The organism is Metabacillus litoralis (assembly GCF_020524045.1).
GTDB classification, from domain to species: Bacteria; Bacillota; Bacilli; order Bacillales; family Bacillaceae; genus Metabacillus; species Metabacillus litoralis_C.
Genome location: NZ_JAIVKL010000006.1, coordinates 193681 through 215714, shown reverse-complemented (window position 1 = coordinate 215714; position 22034 = coordinate 193681). Strand labels below are relative to the sequence as shown.

Genomic DNA, 22034 nt, shown 5'->3' with positions numbered 1-22034 from the left:
CAACTTTGGCCAATAATCATTCAACTTTTGATATTATTCATTCAACTTTCACTATTAATCGTTCATTCGACACCAACTAACAAATTTCGCAAAGCAAGCCACCCGCTATCTTCCTATCTATGCTGCACCAGCAATTTCCCCAAACACAAAAAAGGCCGCATCCAAGCGGCCCAATTCACTACTTCCTATTCCCCACCATACCTATCTTCCGCAATCAACTTTATATACCGATTTCGCGTCACTAAAAATTCCTTCATATACTGCTCAAGAAAAAGTCGGTCAGCTATTTTACCTATAAAGCCAAATGGAGATGTGTAATCAAACGAATCCACCATCAATGTACCATTTTCTTTCTCTATAAATTCATGAACATGATAAAAGCGTTTGAATGCACCTTTTTCCAATTCATCAACAAATCTGTTTGGAAAATCTAATTCTGTTATGCGAACAGTTAGGTTTTGCTTTATGCCAAAATGAATCGCTTCCCATGTGACAGTTTCATTTAAACCAATTAATCCACTCGTTACACCAGCAATTGCACGTTCATTTGTCTGGCTAGTTGACTGTGTGTGAATATCAATATCCCGCGCAACATCAAAGCAAATGTGGCGCGGTGCATAAATAAACATATCCGTTTTAATAATTGGCATGTTAATCTTCCTATTCTAAAAATCGTTCACTTGCAAGAGATTACTTCTTAAGATTAAGCTTAGCTAACGCATCTGCTAGTGCATTGTTCGTAAACTCATCATCCTGCTTTTTCATATATTGTGCAACATCACGTTTGGAGACTTTACTGTTTTGATTCTTTTTACGTCTTTCCTGGAATGTTGACATTTTTTCTCTGTGACCACAGCGGCAAGCAAACATTTGGCCTTCGCCTTCACCTCGTAGTTCAAGCTTTTTATGGCAATTTGGGCAGCGAGCATTGGTCACTTTAGAAACACCCTTTTTATAGCCACATTCACGATCCTGACAAACAAGCATTTTTCCCTTTTTGCCATTCACTTCTAGAAGAAGCTTACTGCATTCTGGGCATTTCTTTCCTGTTACATTGTCATGCTTGAAGGTTTGCTTGCTATTTTTTATTTCATTTACAACCTCTTTAGCATAATGCTTCATTTCATTTAAAAAGGTTTGCTTTGGTAAAGAGCCTTTTGAGATTTTTGTTAGCTTTCTCTCCCACTCTGCTGTTAACACTGGTGATTTTAAATCTTCAGGCACTAGTGTTAACAGCTGTTTACCTTTAGAAGTAATGAATAGTTCTTTGCCCTTTTTTTCTATTAAGAAGCTACTATATAATTTCTCAATAATATCTGCTCTTGTTGCAACTGTTCCAAGTCCACCTGTTTCCCCAATGGTTTGGATCAGCTCTTTGCTTTCTCCTGCCATATATTTCGTTGGGTTTTCCATTGCAGAAAGAAGAGCTGCTTCATTAAAGCGTGCTGGTGGTTTTGTTTCACCTGTTGTTTTTGATAATGATGTTAGTGAAAGATTGTCACCTTTTGATAAAGAAGGAAGTGTTTGTTCATCATCACTGTCCTCGTCTTTGTAATCACTGTATACCTCTTTCCAGCCAAGAGACACAATTCGTTTTCCTCTTGCAAAAAATGACTCATTACCTATTTCTGCTGTTACAACTGTTTGGTCATATTGATAAGCAGGTAATAATACAGCTAAAAAGCGTTTCACAACTAAATCATAAATTTTTCTTTCTTTATCACTTAATGCACTCATTGGTACAGATTCTTCTGTTGGAATAATCGCATGGTGATCTGAAACTTTTTGATCATCCACAAATGATTTATTTGCTTTTATCGGCTGTTTTGTGATTTTTGCAATAACCGCAGCATGTTCTTTCGTTCTACATGCTTCAAGTCGATCTTTTAATGTAGAAACAAGATCACTTGTTAAATAGCGAGAGTCGGTTCTTGGATATGTTAATACTTTATGCTGTTCATATAGCTTTTGCATGATTGAAAGTGTTTCTTTTGCAGAATACCCATATCGTTTATTTGCATCACGTTGAAGCTCTGTTAAATCATATAATGCTGGTGAATAGGTTTTCTTCGGCGTTGTTTTCACATCAACAACGACTGCAGATTTATTTTTTAGGTTCTTTAATTTTTGATCAAGCTGTTCTTCAGCAAATGTTTTTGTATCCTTCGTTTTAGCATCTTGCCAAGTAAGTGATAACCCGTCAGTTGTTACAGCCTTCATTCCATAATATTTCTTAGGCTTAAAGCTACGAATTTCTTCCTCACGCTGGGCAATCATGGCAAGTGTTGGTGTTTGTACACGACCTGTAGAAAGCTGGGCATTATATTTTGTGGTTAGTGCACGTGTTGCATTTAAGCCAACAATCCAATCTGCTTCTGCTCGTGCAACAGCTGATGCATATAAATTTTCATATTCCTTCCCGCTCTTCAGCTTACGGAAGCCCTCTTTAATGGCTTTATCTGTAACAGATGAAATCCAAAGGCGTTTAATTGGCTTGTTTACATGTGCTTTTTCAATGATCCAGCGAGCAACAAGCTCTCCTTCACGACCTGCATCAGTCGCAATGACAATATTTCCGACATCTTTACGTAAAAGCTGAAATTTAACAGCTTGAAATTGTTTTCCTGTTTTTTTGATCACTACAAGCTTTAGTGGTGAAGGTAGCATTGGTAAGTCTTCTAGGCGCCAGGATTTATAGTTTTCACCATATGTTTCTGGGTCAGCTAAAGTCACGAGATGACCTAATGCCCATGTCACGATATATTGATCTCCTTCAAGATATCCATTTCCTTTTTTATGACAATTTAATACTCTAGCTAAATCTCTTCCTACAGAAGGTTTTTCAGCTAAAACAACTGTTTTACTCATCTAAACATCCTTTCACATACACATAGTCCTTGTTCTATTATAAGTGTATTTACTTCGTAAATCTAATTTGTTTTCGCAACCAGATTTTTCAAAAGGCTGTATGATCATAGTGGATGCTATTGTCAACTCCTTGTATGCCATGAACCTAATTTTTACGAAGATTGGGTAACAAAGGTATGAGATATCGAGGATTCGGCAGAAAATAGTTCAAACTGAAATGAGTAAAAAGCAGCTGAATCTTACTAGCTGCTTTTGTGTTTATGTAAAGCTCTTTTCTACTAGGTGATGCTTGTTTAGATTGTATAAGCCTGCTAGCTGATGAACATAAGAGTATGTAAAAATTAAAAATGATTTCAATTTCAGCAAAAGGAAGTCATTTGGTGTGTTGCATTTTAACCCCTTGCTATTTTCTCTAATGCCTGAGCAAGAGATGCAGAAGTATGTACTTCCTCAAAGTCTAGTCCTAACTGGATAGCTGTTTGTGCAATTTCAGGACGAATGCCTGATAAAGTCGATGAAATGCCTAATAACTTAAGTGCTTTTATCAAATTGAAAATTTCATGTGCCACCATCGTATCTATAATTGCCACTCCTGATAAATCGATACATAAGTTGCTTATCCCTAACTTTGCAGATTGTGCTAATGTATTTTCTAGAATTAATTTGGCACGTGCTGTATCAATATCTCCAATCAGCGGAAGTAAAGCAACATTATTTTGAAGAAGGATCACAGGTGAACTTAGTTCATTAATCATTTCCTTTTGTGCAGCAATTTGATTCTTAGTATTTTTGTGTGCTTCATCAATATAAATATAGATTGATATATTAAAGATTTTTCTTACCAATTCACACCATGTAAAGAACTGGTCCAACGTTACTGCCTCTTGATTTTCTTGATAGAACTTTTGAATATAAGAGAGGTACACTTCTTGTGTTTGATTAAATTCTCTTACAACATAATGAACACTTGTATCAAGATGCTTTTGGTCTTGAGCTAAGGAAATCGTCCATTTTTCAAATTCCTCAATAAACGAATTCTCTTCTGTAGCAAATATTTTATGTAAACGAACCAGATATTCTTGATTTTGTTCTTTTAAAGACTTAATGATCGTAGGATCTTCAGTCGAATAGAGGGAAAATGGATCTTGATCATCTATTTTTTGATACCAATCTTCTGTCATCTGCCAAGAATTTTCCAAAAGAAATTCATATAAATCATTATTTCTATGCATCCTTCGTCTCTCCCCAGTTGTATTGTTTTTATCATATGGCTGTTTTCGCAAACTTTGTTGCTTTTAAATACCCTAAGCAATCAGCACTGTATATAGTGGCATCTTTTCTTCATAAAATAGTACCTTTATTGCGGGATAACACTGTTTTTCACTACGAATTTTGGTTACATAGCAACAAATCGTTTTAGAAAAGAGCCTATAATATAAATGATTAAGATATTACTCTTTGACAAGCGAGTGTTTAAAAGCATAGATAACAGCCTGGGTCCGGTCCTGAACCTCGAGCTTGCTTAAAATATTGCTCACATGAGTTTTTGCTGTTTTTAGAGCAATAAATAATTCATCAGCTATTTCCTGATTCGTCTTCCCTTGTGTCATCAGCATGAGAATCTCCATCTCTCTTGATGTTAAATGATCATGTAAAGAAATAACATCTTTTTGCCTCATTTTCATCATCATTTTCCCAGTGACTTCTGGCTCAAGTATTGATTGACCATGAAAGGTTGAGCGTACGGCATTGGCAATTTCACTTGCCTTTGATGTTTTTAGTAAATAACTTGTTGCTCCTGCCTCAAGTGCTGGATACACTTTTTCATCATCAAGAAAGCTTGTCACAATGATAATTTTAGCTTCTGGCCAAGATTCAATAATTTGTTTAGTCGCTTCTATCCCGTCCATCTCTTTCATGACTAAATCCATTAAAATGATATCAGGGCGGAGATCTAAACAAAGTTCTACACCTGTTTTACCATTATCTGCTTCACCAATGACTTCAATATCTGGTTGTGCGGATAAATAGGAGGAAACCCCTATTCTTACCATTTCATGATCATCGACAAACACTACATTAATCATCTTTATCACCCTCTCCTGCAAGTACAGGAACTTTCACTTCTAAACGTGTTCCTCTATTTTTCAAGCTGACAATTTTCATAGATCCACCAAGTTCTATCGCGCGCTCATGCATATTTTGCAAACCATAAGACCCGGTTTTCTCTTCCTCTAATTCAAAGCCCACACCATCGTCAGATACCCTTAAAATGACAAAATCATCTCGAATAATTAGTAATACATCTAAACTTGATGCCTTCGAATGTCTTAATGTATTTGACACTGATTCTTGTAGTATACGAAATAAGTGGTCTTCTACACCTTTATCTAAAGAAATCGGCTCAATTTTCCACTTAATATCCATCGTCACCTTTTGCATTAATTCAACTAATAACTCTTGAATTCCTTCTTGTAACGTTTTTCCCTTTAATGCCGCGGGACGTAAGTGTAAAAGAAGTGCTCTCATTTCAAGCTGTGACTGATGAATGGTTTCTTCAACCAACTTCAACTGTTTCGATTCTCGATCATCTGTTGAAGATCTAGATTCTGTTATCGCAGACATCATCATAGAGGCAGCAAAAAGTTGCTGACTAACAGAATCATGTAATTCTCTAGCTAATCTATTTCGCTCTTGTGAGACCATTTCTTGAATTCTTTTTTCTTGATCTTCTGCTCTCTCATTTGCTAGCTTTTGAGATAGCTTTGTTTGTTCTAGGATCTGTTTTTGGACCTTATCAATCTTTTTCCAAATACTTTGTACCTCAGGTAATGAGTGTGGTTCAGCAGAAATGGCTCTACCTTTCTCCAACTCACGCATGGCAATATCTACTGAATTTAGCTGTTTGTGCCAATACAATCCTGATATCACTCCATAAGAAACCCCTATTAAAATACTAATACTTGGAACAATATATATAAAAGGTAAGTCCAGTACCTTTTCTTCCCATAATGAACCCCAATTACCGATAGGAAAAGCCATAAAAAACATGAATGATAATAAGATAAAAAAAACAAGCGAAAAAATGGCTCCACTTAATATTTGCCTTTGGATAATGCTCATATTCGCTTCACCTCAAGTCTACCTGTGATAAGTGAGGTGAAAAGCTTTACCTTTTGTTCAGATGAGTGGTAATTTTCGGTTTCATAAATAAGGTTTTCATTTACAACCCTTTGCTCTTCTTCTTGAAAAATTACCATTGATCCTGCTATTATTGAGTGATTTATATGCACCTCTATTTCATATGGCACAAGAATTGTAACATTTCCTACTATGCTGCGAATGGATATAACCGATTCTCCTTTAGGTAATACAGTTTCACTTAAATCAATCACTGTATTCCCTATGCCTACCTGAATATTGACATCATTCCACTCGTAAACATATTCAGGTGTTTCTTGACTAGAAAAAAAGCGATTATTAAATAATTTTTTTCGTTCTTTTAACAGTTCGGTTGAAGGCTCACTTGATTTCTCGAAAATAACTGGTTTAATTTTCTTTGGACGCTGCTGTGTTTGGAAAAATTGAATGATAAAATAGAGTAGAACAACACATAAGAAGTAACGAAATGTCATCATATTGAGGATTGTAATAATAAACCATATCCATCCTATCCAAAAAAAGACCTTACCACTAAATCGCGGCTTCCATTTTCGCCCTAAATAAATAGACCCAATCGATAAGATAAATGTAATAATTAATCCACCATTAAAAAATAAAACCTCTAAAAAAAGGAGGAGAATTCCTATTAAAATCATCCAATTGAAGTATTCAGATTTTACGTTATTTTGAATCATCATTGATATCCTCCTTCCTTTTATATTTTACTAAATTTTAATCGATAGATAATAGATTTATTTAATATTTCTCGTTAATAATGACTCTTTTCTAAAAGATTGTGGTTAATGGACCTAATTATGCAATCGAAACACTAATTTAATAGCACAAAAGGTAGTAATCTAGGAAAAAAAGATGCCACTAAAATTATACAGTGCTATTTACTAAGAATTTTTTTAACAACAAAGTTTTAGAAAGCAATCTTAATCATATTCATGCATAATAAGGCGTAGATAACTACGCCTTATTAAGAATACCATGTTTTGTTTAAGAAACTGTATTTGTTTCTTCTGTTTTTAATTGTTTTTCCAACTGTGCAATTCGCGCGTCGATTGTATTACGGTGATAAGTCGAGTTTACCTGATGTTCAAGGCGATCAAGATAGCCTTCCATTTCGTCAAAGCGAGAAAATGCTTTTGTTGAATAACTGTTTTGCTCAACCACTTTGTTCATTCGGTGATGAGCTCTAGCCATGTTTTCTCTACCCATTAATTCCATACGCTTTATTTGCATATCTTTCAATTTGTGCTTCATTTCTTCATACTTTTGTTCTAGTTCTTCAAGCTGACGGCTCGTTTGAGAGCGAGATTCGCTTAAACGTGCGACTCTTTCCTCATAGTGTGCTTGTTCTTTTAAAGCAAATTCATGCAACTCTGATTCTCCAGCTTTTGCTGCAATTTCTGCTTGGTGTTTGCGCTTATCAGCTAAAAATAACGCCTCTTTATATTCACGATTAAATTCTTCTTTTAATAAATATTGACGTTCAACAAGCTTACGAACTTTTTCCGTTTCATTTTCACATTGCCTTAAATAGTGGTTAAGAACGGAAATAGGATTTTTTTGTTCCTTTTGATCGATTGCCTCATGTAAATCAGCTGCTACTGTATCTTTAATTCTTGAAAAAATGTTTGCCATTATTTTTCTCTCCTTTAAATATGGTTTTTAATTAATTAGTAATTACCTTTTAAGTTCTTCCATTCTTTTTCAAAATTTGTGAATGGATCTGCATCTTCTTTTTCTTTTACCTTAGAAGCTTTATTCCAATTTTTAAACACAACATACAGTACATATAAAGCAACAAAGCCTAAAACTGCTGGGATGTTTGAAGCTGAAGCAAATAATGCGATCACTCCAATTACAGCTAACAACACTTTATTGAATGTTGAATTTGTTTTTACGAAACCTCTATAAGCGTAATACAAAATTACAAGACTTAATGCCAGTGCAATCATTGGTGCCAGATTTGATAGTAGGACAATAACAGCCACCCCACCTAATAATAAATAACCAAATTTCTTCATCTTTTTTTCCTCCTTTCTTTTTTAAAGCTTGAAGTCTCATGACTTAAGCTCTACACAAGTTTTTTTGATTAAGTTAATCTCCGTTATTACTTGTGCTCTTTTCTATGTCTTTATCTTACCTATTTTGTAAGAAGCTCAAAACGAGCTTGAGCTTTATTTTGTACTAGGACTTGAGGCGTAGAAGGAATAAGACTCTCATATCTTAAAAAGTTCTTTATTCAAGGCTGTTTCGTAAACTCTGTTGTTTTTAGAATTCTATTGGAAACAACAGAGTGTACCTTCTATGCGATAAGACATTGGTTCTAACAGATAAAAATGTCAATAAGCAACAATCTTTCAGAAAGGCTGTTTTCGCAAACTTTGTTGCTTTTACATACCCGAAGAAATCAGCACAGTATTAAGTCTAGTGGCATCTTTTCTTCAAAAAATGGCATCCTTATATGCAAGTACTCACTGTTTCTAATGGATATTTTAGTTAGTATCAACAATCTTTCAGAAAAGAGCCTTCAGAAAACAGTCTTTTCAAAAAAACATACATGTTTTAGCTGATTATGGAAAAAATGTAATGGACGTATATATGGGAGGTATGAACAATGACTGAAGAATTTCCTCAAGGAAAGATGCCTTATGAACCAGAGCCATTCTGGAGAGATACATCTCAACTCAATACATTTTCTCCACTTAAAATTGATACAGAAGTAGATGTTGCCATCGTTGGTGGTGGTATTACGGGAATCACAACTGCTTATTTACTAACAAAGCAAGGATTCAAAGTAGCAATCCTAGAGGCAGGAAAATTATTAAATGGTACAACAGGGCATACAACTGCAAAGGTAACTGCTCAACATGGACTTATTTATGATGAGTTCATTCAACATATGGGTGTTGAAAGAGCCAAATTGTATTATGAAGCAAATAATGATGCACTGAATTTTGTTCGACAAACATCTAAAGATTTAAAAATAAACTGTGATTTTTCAGATGAAGATTCATATATGTACGCGGTCAGTGATGAATACGCAAAGAAAATTCACAAAGAATTTGATGCCTATCAAAAGCTAGGTATACATAGTGAATTTGTTGAAGATATTCCTTTACCAATTGATGTTAAGGGTGCTGTCATCATGAAGTCTCAAGGACAATATCATCCACTAAATTATTTAAAAGCTCTTGTAGATGAAATAACAAAAGCTGGTGGGGAAATTTACGAACAAACGACTGCCATTGATATTGATGAAACCACACAAAAGCCCACCATTATCACTAGAGATGGGCATCGAGTTGCATCTCAATATGCTATCGCTTGCTCTCATTTTCCTTTTTTCGATGGCAAAGGCTTTTATTTTTCACGATTACATGCAGAACGATCTTATATTTTAGCCGTACGTTCAAAGCTAGATTACCCGGGTGGGATGTATTATAGTGCTGATTCTCCAGCAAGATCTCTACGATACACGCCTATGAACGGAGAAAAGCTTATTTTAATAAGTGGAGATGGTCACAAAACAGGTCAAGGAAAATCAACATATAAGCATTATCAGGCACTAGAAGAGTTTGGAGAAGAAGTTCTTGGCATCGAAGAAATAAAGTATCGATGGTCTGCACAAGATCTTTATACGTTAGATAAGATGCCTTATGTTGGGCCAATCACATCAAACAAAAAGAATATTCTTGTTGCCACAGGTTATCGAAAATGGGGAATGACAAACGGAACAGCTGCAGCACAGCTACTAGCAGATATTGTTGCAGAAAAATCGAATCCTTATGAAGAAATGTATTCACCTTCACGATTTTATGCAGATCCAAGTATTAAGAAATTTCTTAAACAAAATCTTGATGTTGCTGGTCATCTTATTGAAGGAAAAATTGATATTGCAGACAAAAGCATTGAAGATATCGGAAACGATGAAGGTTCAATTGTCATGGTAAATGGAAAGCGTGCAGGTTGTTATAAAGATGCTGAAGGTAACATTAACCTTGTTGACACAACATGCACTCATATGGGTTGTGAAGTAGAGTGGAATAGTGGTGATCGCTCTTGGGACTGCCCTTGTCATGGGTCACGATTTAATATAGGTGGAGATGTAATAGAAGGACCTGCTAAAAAGGCTTTAAAAAAGGTTGATTTTAATTAGGGATAGACAAATATTGTCTATCCCTTTCGTCATTTTCATAAGTGAATACACCTATAAAACACACATTTATTTGTCTTTCAGTACATGTCCAACTTTTGATTTTGAAAGCTTTATGATTCTTCCTAGAGCTTCTTCTTTGTTCACTTTACGAAATGTAATATTAGATATATTTAAGCCATGTCCTAACGTTGAGTAAACATGTCCTTGTTTTGGGTCAATTAACTGATTTCCTTCATAATAAAGACGGGGTGTTTTCCAAAGCGCGACTAATGCTTTTCCGATCGGCATTTCATGGTATCGCTCAGGCCACATACTTTTTACATGTTCTTTTACTAATGGGTAATATTTTGAACTCATACCTGGAAAAAGATGATGTTCCGTATGATACGAAAAATTAAAATGGAGAACATCTACCCATTTCGGAACGGTCACAGTTAAGCTATTAGCTAATGGGTCGTTGATCTCAGTGATTGGATTTAAACGATGATTCGTAGAAATATATCCCATCACAATCGCATTAGCAATAAGCAAGGGAATGAAAAAAGCAAACACCCATTTGATTGGACCCATAATAAATAAAAGCGATATCCAAAATACCCAAGGTAAAATGAACTGCATCCAAACTGAGCGACGTTGCTTTGGTTTAAATTCTTTTAAATAGGCAGCAAACATTCTTGCTGAATGAAGTGTGAACATAAGTGTTAATGAAGCAAAGCTTCCAAATGCACGCACTCCATGTGGCAAGCGATAAATCCAACTTAATAATTTTGTTCTAGAAAGTCTTTCCAAGGTTGGCCATGCATCAGGATCATGTTCCTCATGCTGAGTATGTAGATGGTGAGTGAGATTATGCCATTTTCTCCATAACTTAGGGCCCGTACTTAGAGGCCAAAAGGCAATCGCACCAAGAAAATCTCGAAGCCAGGCTTTTCTTACAACCGTTCCATGTAAAATTTCATGACCAAGAAACCCCATTGCTGCAAAGCTTGTCCCAAGTACAAATGAAATAGCCAGATAAATCAAAGGATGTAGTTGAAATAACCCAATCGTGATAAATCCTGCCACAACAATGAGTAAATAGGCAAGACCACCCCAAAGTCTACTTGGTACAGGTTTAAAAGCGCTTTTAGGCAGCTTAGGAGAAATTTGTTTTGCATACCATGCAAACGAATGAAGATCTTTCATATCTTGCTGTCTCCTTCCACAATCGTTGTTTTTAGTTAGCAAGCTACACAATGATAATGCCTAGTAAAAGTTCAACATTAAAGAATAATAATGTGAATTTTTAACAATAACATTATACTCTTGACAAACATTTAAATACCCATTTTGGTTAAACTAAAACCATCATAAAGTAAAAGGAGTTGTTTATATGGAAAAGCAAAACAGCAATAAACAAACAAACTCTCTTAAAGGTAAAATTTACAGAAGAAAATCAGAAGCCCTTTCTGAATACAACATTTCACTTCCAGATCAACCTGTTCCCCAACCAAAAGATTATGAAGAAATTGAGTATTAATCTTGTTATGAACTGTTTTATGCTGACCATGGAAATACACACTTATCCATGGTTAGCTTAAGACCTTAGAAGATACTCTTACAGGAAAAAATTATGCCACATTATCTTCCAAAATATACTTACTTGAAGGAATTTGCACACAGGATTTCAAGTATTCTTTTGTTTTGTCAGAAGCGATATTGAGCGGATTTTTTATGATCTAAATAAAAAAACTTACTCTAAAAAGAGTAAGTCACCCGTTATTTAACCCAATCAAATACTTAGGTTTAGCACGATCAGTGTATATGTCTGCTTTACTAAGTTAAATGTTTATAAACATAGGAAAGTCATTCATTAATCAACTAAAAGATAATTCAACCATTTTATTATCTTGGTTAGAGGTAGTAACAGATGGTGTATAGGTTTCATCTATTCGTTTCGCATGAAGTCCATAAGTCTTAGCCACTTCAAATGCATCTTCTGTTAAGCAATTAACAAAGATCGATGATTCTAATAAGTTCTCTAACTGATATTTCACTGATTCTTTCATTAAAAGATGTACAGCTTCTTTAGAATCTAAAATAATTGAATTTATTGAAGCATCAGAAATCGCTCTGGTGGTAATAGGTTCAAATCTACTATCACTACTATACTCATAAACACCAAGGTTGTTTTTACTATTTTGAATGTTTCTCCTTGTTGATCCTATAACTAACACATTTTCTTTATCAACTAATTCATCTTCTAAGAAAGCAAAAAGACCGTGTTCCTCTAGCAGAGCTTTTGTATGATTGTTACTACAGTAAAAATCAGCTTTTATTTGACGAAGATCTATCTTTTCTTTTCTTAGTATCTTTAAAAAATAGGTAACTGAAAATGTAGTAGTAAAAAGCATTTTTTCTGATTGTAAGATGTTGTTTTTATCATTGCTATTTATCGATGCTTCATTAACAATCCATTTAGGAAATTCAATAACATCAGCACCAAGTTCTGTTAGTTCTTTAACAGAGCTCTCTCTATCAAGATTTCCCCGAACGTATAATATTTGTTGGCCAAAAAACGGCTTATTTTCAAACCATTTTACTTTTTCTCTTGTTTCAATGATTTGGCCAACTAATGTAATAGCGGGATTTTCAATCTTTTGATCACGCACCATCTTAACTATTGTTGACAATGTTCCTACAACCGTTTGCTGTCGGCTCCATGTTCCCCATCTAATAATTGCTACAGGAGTATCAGGTGATTTACCATGTAATAGTAGGTTTTCACATATATGTTCTAAATTTGAAATCCCCATATAGAAGGCAATTGTTTGTACTCCTCGTGATAAACCCTCCCAATCGATATCAGGCTTACCATTTTTTGATTTATCATGAGCTGTCACAATGGCAAAGGAGCCTGCGTAATCACGATGTGTGACAGGAATCCCTGCATAAAGTGGAGCTGCAATTCCTGAGGTGATACCCGGTACTATTTCATAAGGAATGTTGTTCTCCGCTAATACTTCAGCTTCTTCACCAACTCTTCCAAATACACTCGGATCTCCTCCTTTTAGCCTCACAACGGTAAAACCTGCTAATGCCTTTTCTACTAATACAGTATTAATTTCTTCCTGCTTCATAAAATGACGAGTTGGTAGCTTTCCACAATAGATTAGCTCACAATTTGATGGTACATGATCAAGGATAGCTGGGTTTACTAAACGATCATATAAAATAACATCAGCTTTTTTGATCGTCTCTAAACCCTTCACTGTAATAAGCTCACTGTCCCCAGGACCAGCACCTACTAAATATACCTTTCCCATATCCATCATTCTCCCTCACATTTTATTTTGTTTAAAGTAAGGGAAGAATTTCCTCGCTTTATACCTTACTTTGCCGCTCAATTAAAGTATTGTATTAACATTTTAACAGAATCTACATATTAAAATACCAAATACATTATTTTCTATATTAAATTAATAGGAACACTTCACCTTCTTCTACTAGTGTTTCATACTTATTCACACAACCGAAGTCTGGTTTTTGAACATTACCGTCTTCAAGACAAATTTTCCAGTCATGCATTGGACAAAATACGAAGTCTCCACTTACAATTCCTTCGCTTAATACTCCACCTTTATGTGGACATTTGTTTTCTACTGCTTTCACTTTTCCATTTGAAAGTCTAAAAACTGCCACTTCTTTTCCCTTTTCAATGATAACCGTTTTCCCAACACGCTCAGGTAATTCTAAAAGAGGTCCCACATATAACTTGGTTTTTGTCATTTCCTTCATATCGATCATCTCCTTTGGCGAAATATTCAGTCTTTAAAGTGTGCAATTTGCAATCCCGATTCAATTTTATAAGAATCAAGCATTACCCACTGTTTCAAATAACTCTTTAGTTGTTTTCTTACTTTCGACAATTTCTTTCCAAGGATCTTTATAAACAGACAATGTTTCATCCATACGTGCATTCAGTTCTTTACATTTAGCAGCATCATCTAATACAGATTGAACATGTGCTAAGCCGACTCTTTCAATCCAAGCTGATGTACGTTCTAAATAGTTTGCTGTTTCACGATAATACTGTAAATATGCACCCGTAATACTCATCGCTTCTTCATCGGTTTTGACTTTGTATAATAAATCTCCGCCTCTAACATGTGTACCACCATTTCCACCAACATAAATTTCCCAGCCACCATCTATACCAATAAAACCGATATCTTTAAAGCCAGATTCTGCACAGCTTCTCGGACAAGCAGATACAGCCATCTTCACTTTATGAGGTGTTTGCAAGCCTTCAAATTTTTGTTCTAATCGTATTCCAAGTCCCATCGAATCTTGCGTACCAAAGCGACAGAATTGCTCACCAACACAGGTTTTTACTGTTCTCAATGATTTTCCATATGCATAACCAGAAGGCATATCTAGCTCCTGCCATACTTTTGGTAGATCATCCTTACTTACACCAAACAAGTCAATACGTTGGCCACCTGTAACTTTGACTAAAGGAATCTCAAATTTATCAACAACATCTGCAATTTTGCGTAAATCCTTCGCATTTGTTACTCCACCATACATTCTTGGAACAACTGAATACGTACCATCTTTTTGAATATTTGCATGCATACGTTCATTTACAAATCGTGATTCTCTTTCATCTTCATACTCAATTGGATTTACCATACCTAAGTAATAATTTAAAGCTGGACGACATTTAGAACAGCCTTCTTCAGATTCCCAATCAAGTACATTCATTACTTCTCTTATATGTTTAAGACCTTTTGCTTTTATCTCTTCAACAACTTCATCTCTTGATAATGTTGTACAGCTACAGATTGCTTCTTTCTGGGTAGATGCATCAAAATCAGAGCCTAACGCAAATTGTAAAACATCTGAAACTAGTGGCTTACACCCTCCACAGGATCTTGAAGCACTCGTACATGCTTTAATATCATCTACAGATGTACAGCCTTTTTCTTGAATGGCCTCAATAATTGCCCCTTTAGAAACCCCATTACATCCACAAATGATTTCATCAGCACTCATTGTAGCAACTAAGCTTTCTCCAGCCTCTGCTCCTAATGGCTGCAGAATGCTAATTTTCTCTGTATCTGAAATATCTGCTTCTTTCTTAATCATTGAAAACAGACGATTTCCTTCCTTACTATCACCAAACAAAACAGCACCAACAATTTTATTACCTTTGAGAACAATCTTTTTATAAATTCCATCTTGCTCATCAAAGATTTTTATCGATTTTTTCTCTTCATCTTCTGTAAAATCACCGGCCGAGAAAACTTCTACACCAGATACTTTAAGTTGTGTTGATAAAACGGAGCCTTGATAAGGAGCTGTAGCTTTATCACATATTTGGTGAGCTAATACTTTTGCTTGTTCATATAAAGGAGCAACAAGACCATAAGGAATGCCATTATGCTCTGCACATTCACCAACAGCATAGATGTTAGGAGTATCTGTTTGTAAATAATCATTCACAACAATTCCCCGATTTACAGTTAACCCACTTTCTTTCGCTAGTTGAATATTAGGCTTTATTCCAACTGCCATAACAACTAAATCTGCTTCAAGATGTGTGCCATCTTTGAATTTCAACCCTTCCACTCGATCTTCTCCATAAATTTCTTCTGTTGCTTTTTCTAGAAGAAACTTCATTCCTTGCTTTTCTAATTCTTTTTGCAAAAGCTTACCTGCTGTTTCATCTAGCTGACGTTCCATTAATGTAGATGAAATGTGTATAACAGATACATCCATTCCTAAATTCAGCAAACCTCGAGCTGCTTCTAATCCGAGTAATCCACCACCGATAACAGCTGCTTTTTTAAATTTTTTAGATGCATCCAGCATAATATCGGTATCTTTTATATCACGAAATGCTGTTACACCTTCTTTATCCGCTCCTGGTAATGGGAGAATAAATGGTACGGATCCTGTTGCAATAATCACTTCATCGTAAGCAACTTCTCGACCTTTATCTGATAAAACAACCTTCATTTCTGAGTCAATCTTTGTGACTGTTTCATCTGTATAAAGCGTAATATTATTTTCTTCGTACCAATTCCAATCATTTAATGTTATATCTTTAACAGCTGTATCTCCTTGCAAAACCTTTGATAATAAAATTCGATTATAGTTAGGATGTGGTTCACTTCCGAAGATTGTAATGTCAAATAGTTCATTTGATATTTTTAAAATTTCTTCGATTGCTCTAACTCCGGCCATTCCGTTTCCAATTAAGACTAATTTCTTTTTATCCACTTGAATTGCCTCCCTTAGGAAAGTTTCTTATAATGTATCACGGATAAATCATTTATTTTATATACATGTTAGCTTTCCTTACATGGTTTTTTGGATTTAGGCTATTCCAATCGAAGAACTTATTGTTTTTGGAAATAATTAAGGAGTAACAAATAAGTTCGTTTCATTTCGCTGCAGACACTTGCTTTCCGTGGGGAGGAAGCTGAGCCTCCTCAGCGCAAGCGCCTGCGGGGTCTCAGCCTTTCCTCTATACCCACAGGAGTCAAGCGTCTTCCGCTCCATTACACTATAGTGTGTGAAATCAAATAATCCTTGAAAAAATAGGCTAAATTAAGAAGTTCTAAGAACAATAGAAAAAACTATGTATCTACTTTTAAAAGGATAATTTTGTGTTATAAGAAGTTAAGCTTGTACTACTAAAGAAAATTAGCAGTATTTTACATCTTTTCAGAACGGTTTTAAGATATTAAGGATGAAGAAATACTCGAATGAAGGGATTTGCAGATGTAATATATAAGTTATCTGGCAGGATTGTATGATAGATTATCTTCATTGTTATATTGTGGTTTCAGAATTTTAAGGTGAAGGGGATCTTAATATTTATAAATGATCCCTTTTTGAAGAGGTCAATTGATTATCTTCTAAAATAATGAGAAAAAAGAGGACTAACTTATAGGTTTCTCTATTGTAAATTCTTAAGCAATTTACGATAGCAGTGGTTGGTTGTGCGGAAGGTGTGAGACTCCTGCGGGTGCAGCGGGACAGGTGAGATCCCACAGGTGCTGTGCGCCGAGGAAGCTCACCGCCCTAGGAAAAATTGCTTTTTGAAAAAGCCGGCAGTTGGGCATTTTCAATATTTTTCCCCGCGGAAAGCGAACAACCTGTAGCTCAACCAACCACCCTTTGTTAAAACACTATTACTTTCTACGAAATGAGCCTTGTAATTATTAATGGATCAAATCGATAAATCAAACAGGCGCAATCCTAACTGCATTCACTTTAAACCCAGGCATTTTACAGCTCGGATCAAGGTCCTCACCTACTAACAGATTCACATTTTGTGCATCTGTCCAATGAATCGGAACAAACACCGTATCTTTTCTAATCTTCTCAGACAACTTACTTCTTACCACAATATTTCCTCGTTTAGAAGTAACAGATACTAAATTGTTATGCTCAATACTGTATCTCTTTGCCGTTTCAGGATGAATCTCTAAGTAAGATTCAAAGTTTCTCGCTGCTAATGCTGAGCTTTTTCTTGTTTGTACACCTGTTAAATAATGTGAAACAATTCTTCCTGTTGTTAAATATAATGGATATTCTTCATCAACCTTCTCTTTCGGAATTTCTGACAAATTTGAAACAGGTATCATTTTTGCTTTCCCATCACTATGCGCGAATTCATTTTCAAATAAACGAACAGTTCCTTTATGATCTAAATCTGGACAAGGCCATAAAATCCCCTGTTCTTTTCTAATTCGATCATACGTAATTCCATAATAATCTGCAGCTCCACCTTTGCTCGCTTTCCTTAATTCATTAAAAATATCCTCTGCACAAGTAAAAGGAAAATACTTCTCTTTACCAAGAACTTTCGCAATTTCGCAAAGTATTTCCCAGTCATGCTTAACTTCTCCAGGACAAGGGCGACTTGCTTCTCTTAGTGTGACTCTTCCTTCTAGATTTGTCATTGTTCCCTCATCTTCCAAATATGATGATGTTGGCAGGATTAGATCTGCCATCTCTGCAGTTTCAGAGATGAACATTTCTACCGCAACTAAAAATTTAAGCTTTTTCAATGCCTTTTTAATAAAGTTGGCATTAGGATTTGAGACAACAGGATTTGAGCACATTAAGAACATACCCGTAATTTTGCCCTCATCTATTTTTTGGAACATTTCATATGCAGATACACCTTTTCGAGGAAGCTCATCTTTATCTACACCCCAAACCTTTGCAACCTGTTCACGATGTTCTTCATTTTCAATTGATCGATAACCTGGAAGCTGATCGGCCTTTTGTCCATGCTCTCTTGCTCCCTGACCATTTCCTTGACCAGTTATTGCTCCATAGCCAGAATATTTCTTCCCTATCTTACCGGTAGAGATTAGAATATTCAGTAAATTTCGAACAGCATGGGTGCCATCAATTTGTTGCTCTACCCCTCTTGCTGAAAAAAGCATACCAGATTCTTCACTTGCGAATTTTATTGCAGCAGTTCTAATCTGTTCAACTGGGACATCTGTTAAGGTTGAAATTTCATTCAATGAAAGGGAATCAATATGCTCCTTCACCTTTTCAAACCCTGTTGCCCGCTCTTGAACAAACTGTTTATCTACTAAATCTTCATCAATAATCACTTTGAGTAGACCGTTTGCTAAAGCCGCATCCATCCCAGGCTTCACCTTTAAATGTAAATCAGCAAGCTTTGTTGTTGCCGTTTCACGAGGATCAATTGCTATAATATATGCACCATTTTCTTTCGCCTTTTCAAAATAAGGCATGATCGTTGGCTGACATTCCGCGATATTTGTACCAGTTAAAATGATTACCCTTGTGTGCGGTACTTCAGACAATGCATTTGTTAAACCTCTATCAACTCCAAACGTTTGATTAGCTGCTGTTGCTGCTGCAGACATACACAGCCGACCATTATAATCAATATAAGGAGTTTTCAATGCTACTCTAGCAAACTTTCCAAGTAAATATGCTTCTTCATTTGTAATTGACGCACTTCCATAAACGGAAAGAGCATCATGACCATCAGTAGCTTGGATCGATTCGAATTGCTCTTTAATATGCTGTAACGCCTTTTCCCATGATATTTGAACAAACTCACCATTAACCTTTAGCAAAGGATGCATAATTCGGTCCTTATGAAAAGGATGTTGATGTGCATTCATTCCTTTCACACATAACCTCCCTTGTGATGTTGGATTATCTTTCCCAACTGTTTTAAATGTTTTTCTAGATACAACAGATTGTTCGATTAATTGCATTTTACATTGCATACTACAAAATGGACATTGCGTATCATACACCTTTTCAGATTGTACTTCTTGCTGCTTTGTTCTGAAATATTTTAATAACAAATCAGTCAATGTATAGTAACCTCCCTCTATTAATCTATCTAGAAAAAACAGTCCTCATCATTACAAACTTAACGTTTGCTGCACTTCCGACTCTAGCCTTCCTACTAACTGCATTCTTAGTGAATCTTCAAAGAGCACCTCTCTTATATGGATCAAACCGATTCTTTCAATCCAATCAAAAATACGTTCTAAATAATTTGCGGTTTCTCTATAATATTGAATGAAACCTAAAACAACTTGATTTACTTCTATTACATCTTGGGCAATTGTTAACAACTCTTCCTGTTGATCTACCGAAAGAATTTGACCACCAACGTAAATTTCCCAACCTCTAACATCACCAATGATATTAATGTCTTTTTGAATGTTATCTGCGTTGCTATGCTTACAAGCGGAAACACTCAATATCACTTTATATGGAGTGATAATTGTTTCCATCCCTTTTTCTAAATCAATTGATAATTGCATGGCATCATCATAATCACAAGCACAACCATGTTCACCAAACAACGTATTAATATGTTGAACAGTGTTATTTTCTAAAGAATGAAAGTTCATATTTAATTCAGCACATATTGCTTGCACATAATCCTTTTTTATTCCTTTTATTTGTATGTTTTGAGCTGACGTTAATCCAACATCACTCAATTGATATTTTTCAATAACATTGGCCATTTTCTTTAATTCTTGAGCCGAAATTCTGCCACCATATATTCTCGGGGTAAGGTTATATGTTCCATCTTTTTGAGCAGAAAGCAAAAATTCCTGGTTTTCAAAACTAGAAGCGTTAGCAGCTTCAACCTTTGGATAAATCATCGCTAAATAGTAGGAAATTGCCGGCACACACTTTGAACAACCTTCTTTAGTAAGCCAATTAAGTTTTTCCATCACTTCATCCACTGAAGATAAGTTCTGCTGTTGAATCTCATAAACAGCTTCATCTTCTGTTAAGGTTGTACAGGCACACAGTGTCTTCTTTTCTGTCACTTCATGACAATCATCACTATGAATATATTCAAGTAAATCACAAACAAGCGATTTACAGCTACCACATGAGCTAGATGCTTTTGTACATTGTTTTACTTCAGCTAAGGTTGATAATCCATCATTTTGAACTGCGTCCATAATGGCTCCTTTAGATACTCCGTTACAATTACAAATAACCTCACTTAATTTCATCGAACTCAAAAGTGAAAAATCTTTTTCTGTTGAATACATTAACTGCTTCTTTTCCTCATCATTTATATGCTTTCTTTTGACGATGACATCTGCTATTTTTGATTGGCTCTTCGTATCACCATATAACACAGCACCAACCATAATATCACCACGAAAGACCATCTTTTTATAGACTTCATTAATTTCATTTAGCATGGTTAATGTTTGCGTTGATTCATCTTCTCTTAAATCTCCGATCGAAAAGAGATCGATTCCAGGTACTTTCAAGCTTGTCGATAACACAGATCCTTTGTATTTTTTCTTCTTATTACTGCAAAGTCGATTTGCTAGCACCTTTCCTTGTTCGTATAACGGTTTAACAAGTCCATAAACAAAACCATTGTGCTCAACACATTCACCAACAGCATAAATATCTTTTTCACTTGTTTCCATAAAGTCATTTACAACAATTCCACGACTTGTATGAATTCCACTAGCTTTAGCAAGCTGGACATTCGGCATAACACCAACTGACAACACAACTAAATCAGCTGACACTGAAGAATCATCAGTAAAAACTATTTCCTCTACTTTGTTTTCTCCTTTGATTTCCTTTGTTGTTTTTCCTAATAAAAACTGGACACCTTTTCTTTCTAGCTGCTTTTGAAGTAGTCGTGAGGAAGCTGAATCTAATTGACGCTGCATTAAACAATCTGAATTGTGAACAACCTTCACATCTAAACCAAGATGAAGTAATCCCCAAGCTGCTTCAAGACCTAATACTCCTCCTCCGATCACAATTGCACTTCGATCATTTGTAGAGGTTTCAATCATTTTTTGGCAATCCTCGATTGTTCGAAAAGTGATGACACCTTCCTTTTCTACACCTGGAACAGGCAGAATAAAAGGAGAAGAACCAGTGGCTAAAATAAGTTTGTCATATGATAGCAACCGATTTTTGTCAGTTAAAACATGTTTTTGGTTTGAATCGATATTCATCACAGTTTCACCAGAAAATAGGTTAATTTGGTTACTCAAATACCATTCCTTATGATTAAGTGTGATATCTGCGATTTTTGCTTCTCCCTGCAAAACCGATGATAATAAAATCCGATTATAATTAAGATGATTTTCACTGCCTATAATTGATATTTCATAAACGTCTGAAGAATGCTTTAAAATTTCCTCAACACATCGGATACCCGCCATGCCATTTCCGACTACCACCAATTTTTGCTTCATATTACCCTCCTAGCATAAATGGTCTGACCTAATTTATTGATCTTATTATTTCATACAGAGCTCTTTCACATTGG

At 35.4% G+C, this 22034-nt stretch carries 16 protein-coding genes; 2 read left to right on the top strand and 14 right to left on the bottom strand.

Going from position 1 to position 22034, the window contains the following annotated elements; all coding sequences use genetic code 11:
• Window positions 1-185: 185 nt before the first annotated feature.
• The 8 genes from LC076_RS11625 to LC076_RS11590 form a co-directional block, all read right to left on the bottom strand.
• Window positions 186-650 (bottom strand): SRPBCC family protein, encoded by a 465-nt coding sequence (locus LC076_RS11625; RefSeq protein WP_226669058.1) that lies wholly within the window; start codon window positions 648-650, stop codon window positions 186-188.
• Window positions 651-690: 40 nt separating this feature from the next.
• Complete coding sequence (locus LC076_RS11620) at window positions 691-2868, bottom strand: DNA topoisomerase III (protein WP_226669057.1); 2178 nt, start codon at window positions 2866-2868, stop codon at window positions 691-693.
• 392 nt (window positions 2869-3260) lie between these two features.
• Entirely contained in the window at window positions 3261-4100 is an 840-nt protein-coding gene (locus LC076_RS11615) for an STAS domain-containing protein (RefSeq protein ID WP_226669053.1), read from the bottom strand.
• A 219-nt stretch (window positions 4101-4319) separates the two neighbouring features.
• Window positions 4320-4955 (bottom strand): response regulator transcription factor, encoded by a 636-nt coding sequence (locus tag LC076_RS11610; RefSeq protein WP_226669050.1) that lies wholly within the window; start codon window positions 4953-4955, stop codon window positions 4320-4322.
• Window positions 4948-5991, bottom strand: coding sequence for a sensor histidine kinase (locus tag LC076_RS11605; RefSeq protein ID WP_226669046.1), 1044 nt, complete (start codon window positions 5989-5991; stop codon window positions 4948-4950). The genes LC076_RS11610 and LC076_RS11605 overlap by 8 nt, the downstream gene beginning before the upstream one ends.
• A complete protein-coding gene (liaF, locus tag LC076_RS11600) occupies window positions 5988-6728 on the bottom strand; it encodes a cell wall-active antibiotics response protein LiaF (RefSeq protein ID WP_226669043.1) in 741 nt (246 codons plus the stop codon). The genes LC076_RS11605 and liaF overlap by 4 nt, the downstream gene beginning before the upstream one ends.
• 304 nt (window positions 6729-7032) lie before the next feature.
• The gene (locus LC076_RS11595; RefSeq protein WP_226669040.1) at window positions 7033-7680 is read right to left on the bottom strand and encodes a PspA/IM30 family protein; all 648 of its coding nucleotides are present in this window, start codon (window positions 7678-7680) and stop codon (window positions 7033-7035) included.
• 35 nt (window positions 7681-7715) lie between these two features.
• On the bottom strand, window positions 7716-8066 hold the full coding sequence (locus LC076_RS11590; RefSeq protein ID WP_226669038.1) for a flagellar basal body rod protein: 351 nt from the start codon (window positions 8064-8066) through the stop codon (window positions 7716-7718).
• A gap of 593 nt (window positions 8067-8659) precedes the next feature.
• On the opposite strand from LC076_RS11590, the gene LC076_RS11585 reads away from it, so the two are divergent.
• A complete protein-coding gene (locus LC076_RS11585; RefSeq protein ID WP_226669035.1) occupies window positions 8660-10201 on the top strand; it encodes an FAD-dependent oxidoreductase in 1542 nt (513 codons plus the stop codon).
• A gap of 66 nt (window positions 10202-10267) precedes the next feature.
• On the opposite strand, the gene LC076_RS11580 is transcribed toward LC076_RS11585, so the two are convergent.
• Complete coding sequence (locus LC076_RS11580) at window positions 10268-11386, bottom strand: fatty acid desaturase family protein (protein ID WP_226669031.1); 1119 nt, start codon at window positions 11384-11386, stop codon at window positions 10268-10270.
• 187 nt (window positions 11387-11573) lie between these two features.
• Here LC076_RS11580 and LC076_RS11575 point away from each other — a divergent pair, with 187 nt between their 5' ends.
• Window positions 11574-11720, top strand: a complete 147-nt coding sequence (locus LC076_RS11575; RefSeq protein ID WP_226669028.1) for a hypothetical protein — start codon at window positions 11574-11576, stop codon at window positions 11718-11720.
• Window positions 11721-12057: 337 nt separating this feature from the next.
• Here LC076_RS11575 and cobA read toward each other — a convergent pair whose 3' ends face one another.
• From cobA to nirB (LC076_RS11550), 5 genes are all read right to left on the bottom strand, one after another.
• Entirely contained in the window at window positions 12058-13506 is a 1449-nt protein-coding gene (cobA, locus tag LC076_RS11570; RefSeq protein ID WP_226669025.1) for a uroporphyrinogen-III C-methyltransferase, read from the bottom strand.
• 148 nt (window positions 13507-13654) lie between these two features.
• A complete protein-coding gene (gene nirD, locus LC076_RS11565) occupies window positions 13655-13978 on the bottom strand; it encodes a nitrite reductase small subunit NirD (protein WP_226669023.1) in 324 nt (107 codons plus the stop codon).
• Between the two features lie 75 nt (window positions 13979-14053).
• Window positions 14054-16468: a nitrite reductase large subunit NirB gene (gene nirB / locus LC076_RS11560; RefSeq protein ID WP_226669020.1), complete on the bottom strand. Its 2415-nt coding sequence runs from the start codon at window positions 16466-16468 to the stop codon at window positions 14054-14056.
• Between the two features lie 968 nt (window positions 16469-17436).
• On the bottom strand, window positions 17437-19569 hold the full coding sequence (gene nasC, locus LC076_RS11555; protein ID WP_226669018.1) for an assimilatory nitrate reductase catalytic subunit NasC: 2133 nt from the start codon (window positions 19567-19569) through the stop codon (window positions 17437-17439).
• A 51-nt stretch (window positions 19570-19620) separates the two neighbouring features.
• A complete protein-coding gene (gene nirB / locus LC076_RS11550) occupies window positions 19621-21960 on the bottom strand; it encodes a nitrite reductase large subunit NirB (RefSeq protein WP_226669015.1) in 2340 nt (779 codons plus the stop codon).
• Window positions 21961-22034: the final 74 nt, after the last annotated feature.